Origin of the sequence: Variovorax sp. YR266 (assembly GCF_900107295.1) — a bacterium.
Classification (GTDB): domain Bacteria; phylum Pseudomonadota; class Gammaproteobacteria; order Burkholderiales; family Burkholderiaceae_C; genus Variovorax.
The window spans coordinates 234,892-252,237 of sequence record NZ_FNPM01000004.1 but is presented as its reverse complement, the minus strand read 5'-3'; the positions used below and the strand labels follow the sequence as shown (position 1 = coordinate 252,237).

14 protein-coding genes are annotated in these 17,346 nt (G+C 66.3%); 11 read left to right on the top strand and 3 right to left on the bottom strand.

Annotation, left to right across the window (positions count from 1 at the left end; genetic code table 11):
* Positions 1–7: 7 nt before the first annotated feature.
* The 9 genes from BLW48_RS13060 (at position 8) to BLW48_RS13020 (ending at position 10,039) form a co-directional block, all read left to right on the top strand.
* Positions 8–340, top strand: coding sequence for an NAD(P) transhydrogenase subunit alpha part 2 (locus BLW48_RS13060; protein WP_093053957.1), 333 nt, complete (start codon positions 8–10; stop codon positions 338–340).
* Positions 337–1,761: an NAD(P)(+) transhydrogenase (Re/Si-specific) subunit beta gene (locus tag BLW48_RS13055; RefSeq protein WP_093053959.1), complete on the top strand. Its 1,425-nt coding sequence runs from the start codon at positions 337–339 to the stop codon at positions 1,759–1,761. The genes BLW48_RS13060 and BLW48_RS13055 overlap by 4 nt, the downstream gene beginning before the upstream one ends.
* Before the next feature lie 102 nt (positions 1,762–1,863).
* A complete protein-coding gene (locus tag BLW48_RS13050) occupies positions 1,864–3,543 on the top strand; it encodes a long-chain-fatty-acid--CoA ligase (protein WP_093053961.1) in 1,680 nt (559 codons plus the stop codon).
* 63 nt (positions 3,544–3,606) lie between these two features.
* On the top strand, positions 3,607–4,611 hold the full coding sequence (locus BLW48_RS13045) for an ABC transporter permease subunit (RefSeq protein WP_093175263.1): 1,005 nt from the start codon (positions 3,607–3,609) through the stop codon (positions 4,609–4,611).
* A 4-nt stretch (positions 4,612–4,615) separates the two neighbouring features.
* Positions 4,616–5,521 carry an ABC transporter permease subunit gene (locus BLW48_RS13040; protein ID WP_093053965.1) on the top strand — a complete coding sequence of 302 codons (906 nt, stop codon included), beginning with the start codon at positions 4,616–4,618 and terminating at the stop codon, positions 5,519–5,521.
* A 17-nt stretch (positions 5,522–5,538) separates the two neighbouring features.
* The gene (locus BLW48_RS13035) at positions 5,539–6,564 is read left to right on the top strand and encodes an ABC transporter ATP-binding protein (RefSeq protein WP_093175261.1); all 1,026 of its coding nucleotides are present in this window, start codon (positions 5,539–5,541) and stop codon (positions 6,562–6,564) included.
* Complete coding sequence (locus tag BLW48_RS13030) at positions 6,561–7,598, top strand: dipeptide ABC transporter ATP-binding protein (protein WP_093053969.1); 1,038 nt, start codon at positions 6,561–6,563, stop codon at positions 7,596–7,598. The genes BLW48_RS13035 and BLW48_RS13030 overlap by 4 nt, the downstream gene beginning before the upstream one ends.
* Before the next feature lie 35 nt (positions 7,599–7,633).
* Positions 7,634–9,265 carry an ABC transporter substrate-binding protein gene (locus BLW48_RS13025; protein ID WP_093076939.1) on the top strand — a complete coding sequence of 544 codons (1,632 nt, stop codon included), beginning with the start codon at positions 7,634–7,636 and terminating at the stop codon, positions 9,263–9,265.
* 3 nt (positions 9,266–9,268) lie between these two features.
* Entirely contained in the window at positions 9,269–10,039 is a 771-nt protein-coding gene (locus BLW48_RS13020) for a 5'-methylthioadenosine/adenosylhomocysteine nucleosidase (protein ID WP_093175258.1), read from the top strand.
* 1 nt (position 10,040) lies between these two features.
* Here BLW48_RS13020 and BLW48_RS13015 read toward each other — a convergent pair whose 3' ends face one another.
* From BLW48_RS13015 to corA, 3 genes are all read right to left on the bottom strand, one after another.
* Positions 10,041–10,793, bottom strand: coding sequence for a YoaK family protein (locus BLW48_RS13015; protein WP_093076942.1), 753 nt, complete (start codon positions 10,791–10,793; stop codon positions 10,041–10,043).
* Between the two features lie 40 nt (positions 10,794–10,833).
* The gene (locus tag BLW48_RS13010; protein ID WP_093175256.1) at positions 10,834–13,206 is read right to left on the bottom strand and encodes a phosphoketolase family protein; all 2,373 of its coding nucleotides are present in this window, start codon (positions 13,204–13,206) and stop codon (positions 10,834–10,836) included.
* 120 nt (positions 13,207–13,326) lie between these two features.
* Positions 13,327–14,313 (bottom strand): magnesium/cobalt transporter CorA, encoded by a 987-nt coding sequence (gene corA / locus BLW48_RS13005; protein WP_093053979.1) that lies wholly within the window; start codon positions 14,311–14,313, stop codon positions 13,327–13,329.
* Between the two features lie 227 nt (positions 14,314–14,540).
* Between corA and BLW48_RS13000 the strand changes: the two genes are divergently transcribed.
* The gene (locus BLW48_RS13000) at positions 14,541–16,661 is read left to right on the top strand and encodes an ATP-dependent helicase (protein WP_093175253.1); all 2,121 of its coding nucleotides are present in this window, start codon (positions 14,541–14,543) and stop codon (positions 16,659–16,661) included.
* A 331-nt stretch (positions 16,662–16,992) separates the two neighbouring features.
* Positions 16,993–17,322, top strand: coding sequence for a ribosome hibernation-promoting factor, HPF/YfiA family (gene hpf / locus BLW48_RS12995; RefSeq protein ID WP_056515121.1), 330 nt, complete (start codon positions 16,993–16,995; stop codon positions 17,320–17,322).
* Positions 17,323–17,346 lie beyond the last annotated feature (24 nt).

The following is a 17,346-nucleotide window of genomic DNA, read 5'->3' as shown; positions in this document are numbered from 1 at the left end:
GAAGAACATGGACATCGTTTCGCACACAGTCATCAACCTGATCATCTTCGTGCTGGCCATCTACGTCGGCTACCACGTCGTGTGGACCGTCACGCCAGCGCTGCACACGCCGCTGATGGCAGTGACCAACGCCATCTCGGCCATCGTGATCGTGGGCGCCATGCTGGCGGCCGCACTCACCGACACGCCGCTGGGCAAGACCATGGGCGTGCTGGCCGTGGCGCTGGCCGCGGTGAACGTCTTCGGCGGCTTCCTCGTCACGCGGCGGATGCTGGAGATGTTCAAGAAGAAAGAAAAGAAGGCCGTCGCACCGAAGGCTGAAGAGGGAGCCGCCAAGTGAGCATGAACCTCGTCACGCTGCTGTACCTCGTTGCCAGCATCTGCTTCATCCAGGCCCTCAAGGGCCTGAGCCATCCCACCACCTCGATCCGCGGCAACATCTTCGGCATGACCGGCATGGCGATCGCCGTGCTGACCACCGGCGCGCTGATCTACAAGCTCGCCAGCGGCAACCTCAACGGGCTGAGCTACGTGCTGGTCGCGCTGGTGCTCGGCGGCGGCCTTGGCGCCTACATGGCCAACAAGGTCGAGATGACCAAGATGCCCGAGCTGGTCGCCTTCATGCACAGCATGATCGGCCTGGCCGCGGTGTTCATCGCGGTCGCCGCAGTGGCCGAGCCGCATGCCTTCGGCATCGCGATCAAGGGCGACCCGATTCCGAGCGGCAACCGGCTCGAGCTGTTCCTGGGCGCGGCCATCGGCGCCGTTACTTTCAGCGGCTCGGTCATCGCCTTCGGCAAGCTCTCGGGCAAGTACAAGTTCCGCCTGTTCCAGGGCGCGCCGGTGCAGTTCGCGGGCCAGCACATGCTGAACCTCGTGCTGGGCCTGGCCACCATCGGCCTGGGCCTGGTGTTCGTCTTCACCGAAAGCTGGCCGGCCTTCTTCGCGATGCTGGCGCTGGCCTTCGTGATGGGCGTGCTCATCATCATCCCGATCGGCGGCGCCGACATGCCGGTGGTGGTGTCGATGCTCAACAGCTACTCGGGCTGGGCGGCCGCGGGCATCGGCTTCAGCCTGAACAACGCGATGCTGATCGTGGCCGGTTCGCTGGTGGGCTCTTCGGGTGCGATCCTGAGCTACATCATGTGCAAGGCCATGAACCGCTCGTTCTTCAACGTGATCCTGGGCGGCTTCGGCGGCGAGGCGGCCACGGCCGGCGGTGCGGCCAAGGAGCAGCGCCCGGTGAAGACCGGCAGCGCCGACGACGCGGCCTTCGTGCTTGGCAATGCCGAGACGGTGGTGATCGTGCCGGGCTACGGCCTTGCAGTCGCACGCGCGCAGCATGCGGTGAAGGAACTTGCGGCCAAGCTCACCGAGAAGGGCATCACCGTGAAGTACGCGATCCACCCGGTGGCGGGCCGCATGCCCGGCCACATGAACGTGCTGCTGGCGGAGGCCGAAGTGCCCTACGACCAGGTGTTCGAGATGGAAGACATCAACGGCGAGTTCGGCCAGGCCGACGTGGCGATCATCCTGGGCGCCAACGACGTGGTGAACCCCGCCGCGCACACCAAGGGCAGCCCGATCTACGGCATGCCGATCCTGGAGGCCTACAAGGCCAAGACCGTCATCGTGAACAAGCGCTCCATGGCCGCCGGTTATGCCGGGCTGGACAACGAGCTCTTCTACATGGACAAGACCATGATGGTCTTTGGCGATGCTAAAAAAGTAGTGGAAGATATGGGCAAGGCCATCGAATAGGCCGAAGGTCCCTGCCCGCACGGCGGGCGAGTTCTTCGCGGCGCCACTTCGAGCGCCGTTTTCGTTTTCAACAAGTCCGACTTCCCGGAGGAGACAAATCCAATGACCGATCGTCCCTGGCTCAGCAGCTACCCGCAGGGTGTGCCCGCCGATATCGATGCCTCGCAGTACCCCTCGCTGGTCGCGCTCATGGAAGAGAGCTTCACGAAGTACGCAGACCGCACGGCCTACAGCTTCATGGGCAAGGACATCAGCTACGCGGAGACCGACAGGCAGAGCAAGGCCTTCGCGGGCTACCTGCAGGGCCTGGGCCTAGCCAAGGGCGACCGCGTGGCGGTCATGATGCCCAACTGCCCGCAGTACCCGATCTCGGTTGCGGGCATCCTGCGCGCCGGGCTGATCCTGGTCAACGTGAACCCGCTGTACACGCCGCGCGAACTCGAGCACCAGCTCAAGGACTCCGGCGCGAAGGCGATCATCATCATGGAGAACTTCGGCACCACGCTGCAGCAATGCATCGGGGCCACGCCGGTCAAGCACATCGTGCTCGCTTCCATGGGCGACCGCCTCGGTTTCCTGAAGGGCGCGCTCGTCAACTACGTGGTGCGCAACGTCAAGAAGATGGTGCCCCAGTTCAACCTGCCGGGCGCGGTGCGCTTCAACGACGCGCTCGACAAGGGCGCGAGCGCATCGCTGAAGCCCGTGGCCATCGGCCCCGACGACGTGGCGGTGCTGCAGTACACCGGCGGCACCACCGGCGTGTCGAAGGGCGCGGTGCTGCTGCATCGCAACGTGATCGCCAACGTGCTGCAGTCCGAGGCCTGGAACGAGCCGGTCATGAACAAGGTGCCGGCCAACGAGCAGCCCACCAGCGTGTGCGCGCTGCCGCTGTATCACATCTTCGCGTTCACGGTCGGCATGATGCTGAACATGCGCACGGGCGGCAAGCTGATCCTGATTCCGAATCCGCGCGACATTCCCGGCGTGCTGAAGGAACTGTCGAAGCACACCATCCACAGCTTCCCGGCCGTCAACACGCTGTTCAACGGGCTGGCGAACCACCCCGACTTCAACACCGTCAACTGGAAGAACCTCAAGGTCTCGGTCGGCGGCGGCATGGCGGTGCAGGCTGCGGTCGCGAAGCTCTGGCTCGAGAAAACCGGCTGCCCGATCTGCGAAGGCTACGGCCTGTCGGAAACCTCGCCGTCAACCACCTGCAACCCGACCAACAGCACCGCCTACACCGGCACCATCGGCCTGCCGCTGCCGAGCACCTGGCTCAAGCTGCTCGACGACGACGGCAACGAAGTGCCGACCGGCGAGCGCGGCGAGATCGCCATCAAGGGCCCGCAGGTGATGGCCGGCTACTGGCAGCGCCCCGACGAGACCGCCAAGGTCATGACGCCCGACGGCTACTTCAAGAGCGGCGACATCGGCGTGGTCGACGAGCGCGGCTACTTCAAGGTGGTCGACCGCAAGAAGGACATGATCCTGGTGTCGGGCTTCAACGTGTACCCGAACGAGATCGAAGACGTGGTTGCACTGATTCCGGGCGTGCTCGAATGCGCGGCGGTCGGCGTGTCCGACGACAAGACCGGCGAGGCCGTGAAGCTCGTGATCGTGAAGAAAGACCCTTCGCTCACCGAGGCGCAGGTGCGCGAATACTGCAGAGCAAACCTTACGGGTTACAAGCAGCCGCGAATCGTAGAGTTTCGTAGCGACATGCCGAAGACGCCGGTCGGCAAGATCCTTCGCCGCGAGCTGCGCGACGCCAAGAAGTAAGCGCTGAAGTAAGGGTTCGGCCCGGGTAGGGCCACGGCATCGATCTTGCATATTCGCGGGTCGATGTTTCGATTCCTACTGACCCGTGTGAGCCTGCTGGTGCCGACCTTCATCGGCATGACACTGCTCGCCTTCTTCCTCATCCGGCTCGTGCCGGGCGACCCCATTGAAACCATGGCCGGCGAGCGCGGGATCGACCCCGCGCGCCATGCCGAACTGCGCACCGCCTACGGCTTCGACAAGCCGGTGATCGTGCAGTACGGCATCTACATCGGCCGCGTGCTGCACGGCGACCTCGGCAAGTCGCTGATCACGCAGGACACGGTGATGAGCGAGTTCCTCGCGCTCTTTCCGGCCACTGTCGAGCTTGCGGTCTGCGCCATTCTTTTCGCGCTGCTGCTGGGGTTGCCGGCCGGCATTCTCGCGGCGGTGCGGCGCAATTCCATCTTCGACCACGGCGTGATGGCCACATCGCTCACCGGCTATTCGATGCCGATCTTCTGGTGGGGACTGCTGCTCATCCTGTTCTTCTCGGTACAGCTCGGATGGACGCCCGTGTCGGGGCGCATCGCGGTGCAGTACTACATCGAGCCCGACACCGGCTTCCTGCTGATCGACTCGCTGCGTGCCGGCGACGTCGATGCCTTCTGGTCGGCGCTGCATCACCTCATCTTGCCGGCCATCGTGCTCGGCACGGTGCCGCTTGCGGTCATTGCGCGCATGACGCGCTCGGCCATGCTCGAAGTGCTGGGAGAGGACTACATCCGCACCGCGCGCGCCAAGGGCCTGTCGCGCTTTCGCGTGGTGGGGCTGCATGCGCTGCGCAATGCGTTGATCCCGGTCGTGACCGTCATCGGGCTGCAGGTGGGCGTGCTCTTCACGGGCGCGATCCTCACCGAGACCATCTTCTCCTGGCCCGGCGTCGGAAAGTGGCTCATCGAGGCCATCGGCCGGCGCGACTATCCGGTGCTGCAGGGCGGCATGCTGCTGTTCGGCGGCATCGTGATGCTGGTCAACCTGCTCGTCGACGTGGCTTACGGCGTCATCAATCCCCGCATCCGGCGCTGAGCTCATGGCCTCGACACAAACCATTTCCACCGGTGCGAAAAGCACCGCCCCTCCCGGCCCGTGGCGCGAGTTCTGGACGGCGTTCTCGGCCAACCGCGGCGCGGTCATCGGGCTCGCCACCATCGTCTTCCTGCTGCTGGTTGCGCTGTTCGCGCCGTGGATCGCACCGCACGCGCCGAACGAAACCAACAGCGCCGTCTTCCTGCAGCCGCCGGCGTGGCAGCAGGGCGGCTCCGTCAGCTACCTACTGGGTACCGACGCGATCGGGCGCGACATTCTTTCGCGGCTGATGTACGGCGCGCGGCTGTCGCTGTCGATCGGCGTCGCGGTGGTGGCGCTGTCGGTGGTCGTGGGCGTGGTGCTCGGGCTGATCGCGGGCTTCTTCCGCGGCGTGCTCGAGATCGCGATCATGCGGCTGATGGACATCGTGCTCACGCTGCCGAGCCTGCTGCTGGCCATCGTGATCGTCGCGATCCTCGGGCCGGGGCTGGTCAACGCGATGCTCGCGGTGGCCATCGTGGTGCTGCCGCACTATGTGCGCATCACGCGCGCCGCCGTCATCGCCGAGGTCTCGCGCGACTACGTGACCGCCGCGCGCGTGAGCGGCGCCGGCACGCTGCGCCTGATGTTCAGCGAGGTGCTGCCCAACTGCGCCGCACCGCTGATCGTGCAGGCCTCGCTCGGCATCTCGACTGCCATCCTCGATGCGGCGGCGCTCGGCTTCCTCGGGCTCGGCGCGCAGCCGCCCTCACCCGAGTGGGGAACCATGCTGGCCGATGCGCGGGAGTTCGTGCTGCGCGCGTGGTGGGTCGTTACCTTCCCGGGCATGGCGATCCTCGCGGCGGTGCTGGCTTTCAATCTTCTGGGCGACGGTCTGCGTGATGCACTCGACCCGAAGCTCAAGCGCTGAAGCAAAGGAAAGAACAGATGCCTTTGCTTGAAATCAAAGATCTGCACGTCGAGTTCCCCACGCAGGGCGGCGTGCTGCATGCGGTCGACGGCGTGAGTCTCACGCTCGAAGAAGGCGAGGTGCTCGGCATCGTCGGCGAATCGGGCTCGGGCAAGAGCGTCACGATGATGGCGCTGATGGGCCTTGTCGGCTTTCCGGGCCGCGTGCGCGCGGACCACATGCGCTTTGCGGGCAAGGAACTGCTCGGCATTTCCGACAAGGCACGCCGCGCGCTGGTCGGCAAGGAGGTCGCGATGATCTTCCAGGAGCCGACCACCAGCCTCAACCCCTGCTTCACCATCGGCTTCCAGCTGATGGAGACGCTGCGACTGCACCTGAAGCTCGACAAGCGCGAGGCGAAGAAGCGCGCGACCGAGCTGCTCGAGCAGGTGGGCATCCCGGCCGCGTCGTCGCGCCTGGGCAGCTATCCGCACCAGCTATCGGGCGGCATGAACCAGCGCGTGATGATCGCCATGGCCATTGCCTGCAACCCGCGCCTGCTGATCGCCGACGAGCCGACCACCGCGCTCGACGTGACCATCCAGGCGCAGATTCTCGACCTGCTGCGCGACCTGCAGAAAGAGCGCGGCATGGCGCTGGTGCTCATCACGCACAACATGGGCGTGGTCAGCGAAATGGCGCAGCGCATTGCCGTGATGTACGCGGGGCAGGTGATGGAGCACCAGCGCGTCGACCGGCTCTTCGCGTCACCGCAGCATCCGTACACCGAGGCGCTGCTTGCGGCGCTGCCCGAGCGCGCCGCGCCCGAGGGACGGCTCGCCACCATCAGCGGCGTGGTGCCGGGCGTGCACGACCGGCCCGCGGGCTGCCTGTTCGCGCCGCGTTGCAGCTACGTGACCGAGCGTGCCTGCCAGGTGCGGCCCGCGCTGCGCGAGTGGCAGAGCGCCGAGGTGCGCTGCCACTTTCCGCTCGGCGAGCCGGAGCGCAAGGCGGCCATAGAGAGCGATCCGCCGAAGCAGCAAGCGGCCGAGGTGCTGTCATGAGCGAGAGCACATCGACTGAAGTGGTTGTCGAGGCGAACAACCTCCAGCGCACCTACGACATCCGCCGCGGTCTGTTCCGCGCGCCGTCGCATCTGCGCGCGGTGGGCGACATCTCGTTCCGCATCGAGCGCGGGCGCACGCTGGCCGTGGTCGGCGAATCGGGCTGCGGCAAGTCGACCCTGGCGCGCATGGTCGCGCTGATCGAGAAGCCCACGGCAGGCCAGCTCACGCTGGTCGGCGCCGACGCGGTGAATCCGCCGCCAGAGCGCAAGCGCGAGCTGCGCCAGGCTGTGCAGCTGGTGTTCCAGAACCCCTACGGCTCGCTCAATCCGCGCAAGAAGATCTCGACGGTGCTCGAAGATCCGCTGGCCATCAACACCACCATGGGCAAGTCGGAGCGCGCCGCCAAGGCCCGCGACATGCTCGCGCGCGTGGGCCTGCGGCCCGAGTACGCCAACCGCTATCCGCACATGTTCTCGGGCGGCCAGCGCCAGCGCATCGCCATTGCGCGCGCGCTGATGCTGAGCCCGCGCCTGCTTGTGGCCGACGAGCCGGTGTCGGCGCTCGACGTGTCGATCCAGGCGCAGGTGCTGAACCTGCTGGCCGACCTGCAGGCCGAGCTCGGCCTGGCGTACCTCTTCATCTCGCACGACCTCGGCGTGGTGCGGCACATCGCGCACGACGTGCTCGTGATGTACCTCGGGCACGCGGTGGAGCAGGGCCCCAAGTCGCGCATCTTCGCGCGGCCGCTGCATCCGTACACGCAGGCGCTGCTGGCCTCGACACCGGGCCTCAGCAGCCAGCGCATCGTGCTCAAGGGCGAGCTGCCGTCGCCGCTGAATCCGCCTTCGGGCTGCGTGTTCAGCACGCGCTGCCCGCACGTGGCGCCGCGCTGCCACGAAGAGCGGCCGCTGCTGCGCATGCTCGACGAGCGGCTGGTGGCTTGCCACTTCTCCGAGAAGTTTCTCGACGGTGCGCCGCTCGTGCGCGCCGATGTTCCCTCCGCCGCCATCGCGATGGCGACGAACCCTTAACGTTCGCTTTTTCAACCGTGTCTCAAGGAGTCCACATGAAGACCCAGCCCACCGTTTCGCGCCGCTCACGAAGCCTGGCGCTCCTGGCACCGACAGCGCTTGCGGCCCTTACCCTGGCCTGTGGCGCAGTGTCTGCCAAGACGCTGGTGTATTGCTCGGAAGGCAGCCCCGAGAACTTCTATCCGGGGATGAACACCACCGGCACCTCGTTCGACGTGACCACGCAGGTCTACAACACCATCGTCGAGTTCGAGCGCGGCGGCACCAAGGTCGTGCCGGGTCTGGCCGAGAAGTGGGACATCTCCGCCGACGGCACGGTCTACACCTTCCACCTGCGCAAGGGCGTGAAGTGGCACACCACGAGCAAGAGCTTCAAGCCCACGCGCGACTTCAACGCCGACGACTTCATCTTCATGCTCGAGCGCCAGTGGAAGGAGAGCGATCCCTTCTTCAAGGTCACGAGCCAGAACCACTCCTACTTCAACGACATGGGCATGCCCAAGCTGCTGAAGACGGTGGACCGCATCGACGACTACACGGTGAAGATCGTTCTCAACCAGCCCGAGGCGCCGTTCCTCGCGAACCTGGCCATGCAGTACGCGGGCATCCAGTCGAAGGAATACGCCATTGCCATGCTGAAGGCCGGCACGCCCGAGAAGGTCGACCAGGACCCGATCGGCACCGGCCCCTTCTACCTCGTGCAGTACCAGAAGGACGCGATCATCCGCTTCAAGGCCTTCCCGCAGTACTGGGGCGGCAAGGCGAAGATCGACGACCTCGTGTTCGCCATCACGCCCGATGCCTCGGTGCGCTGGGCCAAGCTGCAAAAGGGCGAATGCCACGTCATGCCCTACCCGAACCCGGCCGACCTCGACGCGATCCGCAAGGACCCGAACGTGCAGCTGTTGGAGCAGCCCGGCCTGAACGTCGGCTATCTCTCGTACAACACCACGAAGAAGCCTTTCGACGACGTGCGCGTGCGCAAGGCCATCAACATGGCCATCAACAAGAAGGCGATCATCGACGGCGTGTACCTCTCGACCGGCGTGGCCGCGAAGAACCCGATCCCGCCGACCATGTGGTCCTACAACGATGCCGTGAAGGACGACCCGTACGATCCCGAAGCCGCCAAGAAGCTGCTGGCGCAGGCCGGCTTCCCCGACGGCTTCTCGACCGACCTGTGGGCCATGCCGGTGCAGCGCCCGTACAACCCGAACGCCAAGCGCATTGCCGAGCTGATGCAGGCAGACCTCGCCAAGATCAACGTCAAGGCCGAGATCAAGAGCTTCGAGTGGGGCGAGTACCGCAAGCGCCTGCAGGCTGGCGAGCACCAGATGGGCATGCTGGGCTGGACCGGCGACAACGGCGACCCGGACAACTTCATGTACACGCTGCTGGGCTGCGCCTCGGCCAAGTCGGCCAGCGGCAGCAACATTTCGAAGTTCTGCTACCAGCCGTATGAAGACCTCGTGGTGAAGGCCAAGAGCACGACCAAGCAGGCCGACCGCGACGCGCTCTACAAGAAGGCCCAGCTGATCTTCAAGGAGCAGGCGCCGTGGTTCACGATTGCGCATGCGGTGCAGCTGAAGCCGGTGCGCAAGGAAGTGGTCGACTTCAAGCTCAGCCCCTTCGGCCGCCACACCTTCTACGGCGTGGACATCAAGTAACAGGTGGCCGCGCCCATCGCCATCGTCGCGGCAATGCACGAGGAGCTGAGTGCGCTCCTCGCGCAGATGCCCGACGAGCAGCGCGTGCGCATCGCCGGGCGCGACTTCTGGGTCGGCCATCTGCATGGCCAGCCTGTGGTCGCGGTGCTGTCGCGCATCGGCAAGGTCGCGGCAGCGGTGACGGCCACGATGCTGCTCGAGCGATTTGCCGTCGGGGCCATCGTCTTCACCGGTGTCGCGGGCGGACTCGCGCCGGGCGTGAATGTCGGCGACGTGGTCGTTGCCACGCAGTTGCTGCAGCACGACCTCGATGCCTCGCCCATCTTTCCGAAATACGAAGTGCCCTTGCTGGGCCTTTCGCGCTTCACGGCCGATGCGGCGATCAGCGACGCATTGGCGGGTGTGGCCGAAGTGACGCTGCGTGATCCGGTGGCTCTGGTGGGGCAAGAGGCTGTCGACGAGTTCGGCCTCCAGTCGCCGAAGGTGCATCGCGGCCTGCTGGTGAGTGGAGATCGCTTCGTCTCGACCTCCGCCGAAAGCGAAGCGCTGCGCCTCAGCTTGCCCGACGCGCTCGCGGTCGAGATGGAAGGCGCCGCGGTGGCGCAGGTGTGCCACGACTACGGCGTGCCATTCGCGGCCATGCGGACGATCTCGGATCGCGCGGACGATGAGGCGCATGGCGACTTCGCACGGTTCGTGGCCGAGGTCGCGAGCCGCTACAGCCTCGCGCTCGTGAACGCGTGGCTGGCCGGTCGGGACGCGAAAAGGGCCTGAGCTAAGGCGTGGCCCGCCGCCAATGCGGAAGGTCGCGAAGCAGGGGCGGGATCGACAGCACCAGCAGCAGGGCGGCCAGCGGCACGACGCAGACGAACCCCACGTGCTTGAAGCCGAGCGCGCCCACCGTTCCCCCAAGCACGAACATGCCGACCAGCCCGCCGCAGCGGCGCAACCTGCTGCGGTCGTGGCGCACCGGCAGGGGTGTCGACGGCATGCGCCGGTTCCAGTAGAGCATCTTGCCCAGCTCGATCCCCATGTCGGTGATGTTGCCGGTCATGTGGGTGGTGCGCGTGCTGCCGCCCGAGGTCTTCGACGCCACGGCGTTCTGCAGGCCCATGATGAACGACAGCAGCAGCACCGTGAGCGGCACCGCGAACGGCGTTGGCCAGGTCAGCGTGATGGCTCCCGCGAGTCCGAACGGAAACATCAGCGCGGCTTCCAGCAGCAGAGGCAGCGCATAGACGCCGTGCAGCCGGTGCTGCCGCGCCCAGTTCACAAGCACCGCGCATACCGCGGCGCCGCTCAGGAACGCCAGGATCGCGCCCAGCGCGTTCAGCAGCAGCGTGGCGTTGCCCAGCACCATGCCGTCCGCGAGCTGCGACGCGAAGCCGGTCATGTGCGAGGTGTACATGTGCAGCACAAGGAATCCGCCCGCGTTGACGGCCCCGGCATTGAAGGCCAGCAGCAGGCCGAGCGCGGTGTTGGTAGACGGCGCTCGATGGCGGTTGGTGAGGAAACGAAGTCTGCGCACGGTGGTCTCCCGGGGCGTCGTCGGTCGGCCCCGCAAGCGCTCAGTGTCGCACCCAGCGCCAGTCCGCGATCTCGGGCATGTCCTGCCCGTGCCGGGTGATGTAGGCCCGGTGCTCTAGCAGCCGGTCGCGCAGGTGCTGCTGCACGTGGCCCGCCGTGTCGCGGATGCGGGGCACGCGATCGATGGCGTCGGCCGCGAGGTGGAAGCGGTCGAGCCGGTTCAGCACCGTCATGTCGAAGGGCGTGGTGGTCGTGCCTTCTTCCAGGTAGCCGTGCACATGAAAGTTGCCGTGATTGCGCCGCTTGTAGGTCAGCCGGTGGACCAGGGCGGGATAGCCGTGGAAGGCGAAGATCACCGGTGCGTCGGTGCTGAAGATCGAGTCGAAGACCGCATCGGGCAGGCCGTGCGGATGCCCCGAGGGTGATTCGAGCGCCATCAGGTCGACCACGTTCACCACCCGCACCTTGAGGTCCGGCAGCAGCGTCCGCAGGAGGTCCACCGCCGCCATGGTCTCCAGCGTGGGCACGTCGCCGGCGCAGGCCATCACCACGTCGGGCGCCACGCCGTTGTCGTTGCTGGCCCAGTCCCAGATGCCCAGGCCCACGCTGCAGTGGCGCTCGGCCGCGGCGATGTCGAGCCACTGCGCCTCGGGCTGCTTGCCCGCCACGATCACGTTGACGTAGTTGCGGCTGCGCAGGCAATGGTCCGTCACCGACAGCAGCGTGTTGGCGTCGGGCGGCAGGTAGACCCGCACGACCTCGGCCTTCTTGTTGACGACGTGGTCGATGAAGCCCGGGTCCTGGTGGCTGAAGCCGTTGTGGTCCTGGCGCCAGACATGGCTGGTCAGCAGGTAGTTCAGCGACGCGACGGGGCGCCGCCAGGGGATGTTTCGCGTCACCTTCAGCCACTTCGCATGCTGGTTGAACATGGAGTCGACGATGTGGATGAAAGCCTCGTAGCACGAGAAGAAACCGTGCCGTCCGGTCAGCAGGTAGCCTTCGAGCCAGCCTTGGCAGAGGTGTTCGCTGAGCACTTCCATCACGCGGCCGTCGGGTGCCACGTGGTCGTCGCCCGGCAGGATCTCGGCGCTCGACATGCGGTCGGTCGCCTCGAAGACCGCGCCCAGGCGGTTCGACGTGGTCTCGTCCGGGCCCATGATCCGGAAGTTGCGCTCGCCGGCGTTGAGCCGCATCACGTCGCGCAGGAACTCGCCGGTGACGCGCGTGGCCTCGGCGTCGACGGCGCCTGGCTTCGGCACCGCCACGGCGTAGTCGCGGAAGTCGGGCAGCTTGAGGTTCTTGAGCAGCAGGCCACCGTTGGTGTGCGGGTTCGCGCTCATGCGGCGCGTGCCTCGAGGCGCGAGGGCGGCGATGTCGGCGCGCAGGGCGCCGTCGGCATCGAACAGTTCTTCGGGGCGATAGCTCTGCATCCATTCCTGCAGCAGCGCGATGTGGGCCGGCTTCTCGGCGAAGCCGGTCAGCGGCACCTGGTGCGCGCGCTGCGTGCCTTCGATGCGCACGCCGTCCACCGTCTTCGGCCCGGTCCAGCCCTTGGGCGAGCGCAGCACGATCATCGGCCAGCGATGCCGCTGTCCGAAGCCGTCCGAGCGCGCCTCCACCTGGATTGCACGGATCGCATCGAGCGAAGCGTCGAGTGCGTCGGCCATCAGGCCGTGCATCAGCGCGGGGTCGTGGCCCGACACGAAGCGCGGTTCGTAGCCGTGGCCGCGCATCAGCTGCGTGAGCTGCTCGTCGCCGATTCGCGCGAGCACGGTGGGGCCGGCGATCTTGTAGCCGTTGAGATGCAGGATCGGCAGCACCGCGCCGTCGCGCGCGGGGTTGAGGAACTTGTTGGAATGCCAGCTGGCCGCGAGCGCGCCGGTTTCGGCCTCGCCGTCGCCGATGACGCAGCAGGCCAGCAGCTCGGGGTTGTCGAACACCGCGCCGTACGCATGCAGCAGCGAATAGCCGAGTTCGCCGCCCTCATGGATCGACCCCGGCGTTTCCGGCGACACATGGCTCGGGATGCCGCCCGGAAACGAGAACTGCGTGAACAGCCGCTTCAGGCCTTCGGTGTCGCGCGAGATGTGCGGGTAGACCTCGGTGTAGGTGCCCTCGAGGTAGGTGCTGGCCACCACGCCCGGCCCGCCGTGGCCGGGGCCGGCGATGAAGATGGCATCGAGGTCGCGCGCGTTGATGGCGCGGTTCATGTGGGCGTAGATGAAGTTGAGCCCCGGCGTGGTTCCCCAGTGCCCGAGCAGGCGCGGCTTGATGTGCTCGAGGGCCAGCGGCTCCCGCAGCAGCGGGTTGCCCATCAGGTAGATCTGTCCCGCGGACAGGTAGTTGGCGGCGCGCCACCAGGCGTCGAGCAGCGCGAAGCGCGCGGGGATGGCAGGGGAAGGGGAATGTGGCATGGGGACGGCTCCGATGGACCGAAGCGGCGCCGGCCATCGAACCATCATGCGGCGCGCATGCGCACCGCCCTGTCAGGAAAGCGCCCGTGAGGCTGCGCGCGCCGGCGCGCCCCGCTCAGGCTACTTGAGCCAGCCGCGCCGGCGGAAGTACCACATCGGCACCAGCGCGCTGGCCGCCATCAGCACGATGGCATACGGATAGCCCATGGCCCAGTCGAGCTCCGGCATGAACTTGAAGTTCATGCCGTAGATGCTCGCGATCAGCGTGGGCGGCAGCAGCGCGACGCTGGCCACCGAGAAGATCTTGATGGTCTTGTTCTGGTTGATGTTGATGAAACCGACGGTCGCATCCATCAGGAAGTTGATCTTGTCGAAGAGGAAGGCCGTGTGGTTGTCCAGCGATTCGATGTCGCGCAGGATCTGCCGGGCTTCCTCGAACTGCTCGGCGTTGAGCATCTTGCTGCGCATCATGAAGCTGACCGCGCGGCGCGTGTCCATCACGTTGCGGCGGATGCGGCCGTTCAAGTCTTCCTGCCGCGCGATGGCGCCGAGCACTTCGCCGGCCAGCTCGTCGCTGACATTGCCCGAGAGCACCTTCTTGCCGGCCACTTCGAGCTCGTCGTAGATGTTCTCCAGCGTGTCGGCCGAGTATTCGGCGTCGGCGTCGAAGAGCTTGAGCATCACTTCCTTGGCGTCTTCGATCAGCCCCGGTGCGCGGCGCGCACGCATGCGCAGCAGGCGGAACACGGGCACGTCTTCGTCGTGGATCGAGAACAGCACGCCGCGGCTGCGCAGGTCGGTGTTGTGCTGGTTGAGGATGAAGGCCACGCGCACGGTGCGCGGGTCTTCGTCGTCGTCGATCAAGAAGTCGGAGCGGATGTGCAGCTCGCCGTTGTCTTCTTCGTAGAAGCGGGCCGACTCCTCGATGTCCTCGTCCATCGCGTCTTCGGGAATGGACAGGCCGTAGTACTGCTTGATCCAGCGCTTTTCTTCGAGCGTGGGCGACTCGAGGTCGACCCAGATCGGCTGGAACTTGGAGAGCTCTTCGAGCGCCTCGATTTCTTCCTGAACGAGGCGGCCGTTGGCGAGCGTGAAGATGTTGAGCATTGGCTCACTCCCGGGAATGACTGAACGATGGGCGAGGGAGGGGCGCTTTCAATTCCCGGGCCCGACGTGCGCTAAGAAAAACGCGTCAGTGAAAGGGAGTTGAAAGCTGCCGAGACGGGGCGGTTTCCATTGGGAAGAATCTCCGGTTGCAGCGAGGCGCGATTATGTCACCGGCCACATGGCAGCACGGTGGCTGGACTGGACGGGCATACAGTAAAGTCGTGCCCATGCAGACCGCTGCGCTCCCCGTTTTTTCCGCTGCCGCGAAGACCCAGGCCGAGCGCCTGGCCGCCGCGTTGGCCACGCTCAACGACGCGCAGCGCGCGGCGGTCGAACATGGGGTGGGAGCAGCCATTGCCGAGCGTGACGAGCGGCCGTTGCTCGTCATTGCCGGCGCCGGTTCGGGCAAGACCAGCACGCTGGCGCACCGTGTCGCACACCTCATTGCCGGCGGTGTCGATCCGCAGCGCCTGCTGCTGCTGACCTTCTCGCGCCGTGCCGCGCAGGAGATGGAGCGCCGCGCAGGCCAGGTGCTGGCACGCGTGCTCGGCCTGAAGTCCGAAGCCCCGCCCGCGCTGCCGTGGGCCGGCACCTTCCACGGCATCGGCGCGCGGCTGCTGCGCGAGTACGCGCCGCAGATCGGGCTCGACGAGAACTTCACCATCCACGACCGCGGCGATGCCGAAGACCTGATGGGGCTGGTGCGTCACGAGCAGGGCCTGTCTTCTACCGTCAATCGTTTTCCGCGCAAGGGCACCTGCCTGTCGATCTACTCGCGCTGCGTGAACACGCGCGCGCCGCTGGCCGATGTGCTGAAGGAGGCCTTTCCCTGGTGCGGTGAATGGGAGGCCGAACTGAAGAAGCTGTTCGGCGCCTACGTAGAGGCCAAGCAGCGGCAGAACGTGCTCGACTACGACGACCTGCTGCTCTACTGGGCCGAGATGGCCGCCGAACCCGCGCTGGCTGCGCACATCGGCGAGCGCTTCGACCACGTGCTGGTCGACGAGTACCAGGACACCAACCTGCTGCAGGCTTCGATCCTGCTCGCGATCAAGCCCGACGGGCGCGGTGTGACAGTGGTGGGCGATGACGCGCAGTCGATCTATTCCTTTCGCGGCGCGACGGTGCGCAACATCCTCGACTTTCCGTCGCAGTTCACGCAGGCCGCGCGCGTGGTCACGCTGGAGCGCAACTACCGTTCGACGCAGCCGATCCTCGATGTCTCGAACCGCGTGATCGCGCATGCGGCCGAGCGGCATGCCAAGACGCTGTGGACCGACAAGCCCTCGGCCGGCAAGCCGCTGCTCGTGGTCGTGCCCGACGAAGCGGGGCAGGCGCGCTGGGTGGCCGACAAGGTGCTGGCGCACCGCGAGGGCGGGCTCGCGCTGAAGTCGCAGGCGGTGCTGTTTCGCACTTCGACGCACAGCGCGACACTCGAACTCGAACTGGCGCGGCGCAACATCCCGTTCGTGAAGTTCGGCGGGCTCAAGTTTCTCGAGGCCTCGCACGTGAAGGACCTGCTCGCGGTGCTGCGCTTTGCGCAGAACCCGCGCGGGCGCATGGCGGGCTTTCGCGTGACGCAGCTGATCCCGGGCATCGGCCCTGTCACGGGCGCGCGCCTGCTCGATGCAATGGACCAGGCGGCCGACCCCGCCGCAGCGGTGCGCGACTTCGTGCCGCCTTCCGCGGCACGCGCGCAGTGGGCCGACTTTGCCGAGGCCTACGCCGCCTTGCGCGCACCCGCGCTGAAGTGGCCGGCCGATGTCGAGCTGGCAATGGACTGGTATCTGCCGCACCTTGAGCGGCTGTACGAAGACACCTCCGGCGTGCGGCGCGCAGACGTGGAGCAACTGGCGCGACTCGCGGCCGGATATGCCTCGCGCGAACGCTTCCTCACCGAACTCACGCTCGACCCGCCCGAAGCCACCAGTGACCGTCCGGGCCCGCCGTTGCTCGACGAGGACTACCTGATCCTCTCGACCATCCATTCGGCCAAGGGGCAGGAGTGGAATTCGGTGCACGTGCTCAACGTGGTCGACGGCTGCCTGCCGGCCGACGTGGCGCAGAGCGCGCACGAGCTGGAAGAAGAGCGCCGGCTGCTGTACGTGGCAATGACCCGGGCGCGCGACCACCTGCACCTGCTGATACCGCAGCGCTTCCACATCACGCAGCAGGCGGCGCGCGGCGACCGGCACTTGTATGCCAACCGTACGCGCTTCATCGCCGATGCCGATCTCGAAGGCTTCGAGCAGCAGACCTGGCCGCCTCCGCCGGTGCGCCCGCCGGCCGTGCCGCCGCCGAGCGCGGTGATCGACCTGCGCAACCGGATGCGCGCGGCCTGGCGCTGAATCGCTGAGCGGGCTGCTGGCCCTTCCGGTGGCAGGGTCACACGTGGACCGGGGCTGAAACATTTGTTCTCGAAGCGCTGCATCGCCTGCCCCGCGAGCGCCAGCTGCTATTGATTCGCTAGCGTGTGAAAAGCTGCGCACGAAGCCGCAAAACCCCGGGCAACTCAGGTATTGCAATACCGTGACAGCTTGGGCATAGTGAATCGACCCACCCCTCTTTCCTCTTCTTCCCTTCCCTCCGTTCCCCCTCTCAAAACTCCCGTTTTTCGCCGACCACGCTGCATTCCGTAGCGCGGTCATTTCCCCAACCGTCAATTCCAGGAGGTCATTCATGAATTTGACGATCAGCGGTCATCACCTCGACGTCACCCCTGCCTTGCGCACCTACGTCACGAGCAAGCTGGACCGGATCACCCGACATTTCGACCAGGTTGTCGATGTGAAGGTGATCCTCACGGTGGAAAAGCAGAAGGAAAAGGAACGCCGCCAAAGGGCGGAGTGCAACATTCACGTCAAGGGCAATGACATGTTCGCGGAGTCGAGCCACGCTGATCTCTACGCTGCGGTCGATGAACTGGTCGACAAGCTCGACCGCCAAGTGGTGCGCCACAAGGATCGCCTGCAGGACCACCATCACGCGGCGCCCAAGCGCGTGATGTAAGAGCCCCCGGCTCGCATCAAGGCC

Coding starts and splice junctions, on each gene's coding strand:
- BLW48_RS13045 (WP_093175263.1), top strand. CDS start 3,607: ATGTTTCGATTCCTACTGACCCGTGTGAGCCTGCTGGTGCCGACCTTC.
- BLW48_RS13035 (WP_093175261.1), top strand. CDS start 5,539: ATGCCTTTGCTTGAAATCAAAGATCTGCACGTCGAGTTCCCCACGCAG.
- BLW48_RS13025 (WP_093076939.1), top strand. CDS start 7,634: ATGAAGACCCAGCCCACCGTTTCGCGCCGCTCACGAAGCCTGGCGCTC.
- BLW48_RS13040 (WP_093053965.1), top strand. CDS start 4,616: ATGGCCTCGACACAAACCATTTCCACCGGTGCGAAAAGCACCGCCCCT.
- BLW48_RS13010 (WP_093175256.1), bottom strand. CDS start 13,206: ATGCCACATTCCCCTTCCCCTGCCATCCCCGCGCGCTTCGCGCTGCTC.
- BLW48_RS13060 (WP_093053957.1), top strand. CDS start 8: ATGGACATCGTTTCGCACACAGTCATCAACCTGATCATCTTCGTGCTG.
- BLW48_RS13000 (WP_093175253.1), top strand. CDS start 14,541: ATGCAGACCGCTGCGCTCCCCGTTTTTTCCGCTGCCGCGAAGACCCAG.
- BLW48_RS13050 (WP_093053961.1), top strand. CDS start 1,864: ATGACCGATCGTCCCTGGCTCAGCAGCTACCCGCAGGGTGTGCCCGCC.
- hpf (WP_056515121.1), top strand. CDS start 16,993: ATGAATTTGACGATCAGCGGTCATCACCTCGACGTCACCCCTGCCTTG.
- corA (WP_093053979.1), bottom strand. CDS start 14,313: ATGCTCAACATCTTCACGCTCGCCAACGGCCGCCTCGTTCAGGAAGAA.
- BLW48_RS13030 (WP_093053969.1), top strand. CDS start 6,561: ATGAGCGAGAGCACATCGACTGAAGTGGTTGTCGAGGCGAACAACCTC.